The organism is Oscillatoria salina IIICB1 (genome assembly GCF_020144665.1).
In the GTDB taxonomy this organism is placed as follows: Bacteria; Cyanobacteriota; Cyanobacteriia; order Cyanobacteriales; family SIO1D9; genus IIICB1.
Window position 1 is genome coordinate 1 of record NZ_JAAHBQ010000154.1, and the last position, 891, is coordinate 891.

Annotated in this window: 1 protein-coding gene and 1 pseudogene; both read left to right on the forward strand. The window is 40.5% G+C overall.

Annotation, left to right across the window (positions count from 1 at the left end; all coding sequences use genetic code 11):
• The coding region (locus G3T18_RS24560) for a carboxypeptidase-like regulatory domain-containing protein (RefSeq protein ID WP_224413227.1) at positions 1-701 on the forward strand (701 nt) is incomplete at its 5' end.
• A gap of 8 nt (positions 702-709) precedes the next feature.
• Positions 710-891: pseudogene (locus G3T18_RS24565) on the forward strand (ribokinase); the annotation flags it as partial.

The following is an 891-nucleotide window of genomic DNA, read 5'->3' on the forward strand; positions in this document are numbered from 1 at the left end:
GTCAAGAATGGACGCAAGCGTGGCGCGAACGTAAACAACTTACCAATAATGATACAATAAATGGTTTAATTTCTCGTTACGGCTTGGAAGTACGTCATTTTGACTATACTGATATTGTAGCTTTGCAAACAACTAAACCAATCAATACATACGCTTTAGCAAATACTCTAGAAACTATCCCCGGAATTACTAATGCTAAGGTAAAAAAAGGTGTCAATAATCTCCTGAGTCGAGATATTGAAGCCGAAATAAAAGATAATTACATTCAGTTAAATTATCGCCTAAGTTTGTCTGATTGTGTGTCAGGTTGTAGCGCAGAAAACTGGGTTTTTCAAGTTGATTCAGAGGGAAAAGTTAAGTATCTTGAAGAAATTAACCTCGAAAGTGGAATTAAAGGGCGATCGCTATTTATAACCTCAGGAGGTGCGCCCCCTCCGCCGTGGCTACCCCAAAATATTACCATCGCTCCAGCCGTTTACGCGATCGCTGTTTACAACCAAACCGGAAAGCAAGTAACTCGGATAATTCCCGATGAAAATGGCTCTTTTCAGGTTAATCTAAAACCAGGAGTTTATCATTTGCATCCTGAGTCATCAGCTAGAGAAGGGTTTTCCCTTTCTAATAAGGACCAAAAACAAGTTACAGTAACTCAGGGTCAGTATACGACGATTAACTTCAATTACTTTGTTGCTATGCCTTAAAATTGACCATGAGCGCGATCGCCTTCGGTAGCATCAATCTTGATTTAGTAGTAGGAGTACCGCATCTACCCCAAGTAGGAGAAACTGTCATCGGAGACAAATTTTTTACCGCTTTGGGTGGGAAAGCAGCAAATCAAGCCGTCGCTGTGGCAAAATTAGCTAAACTTGTTCGTAGTCGCAGTTTTAACAG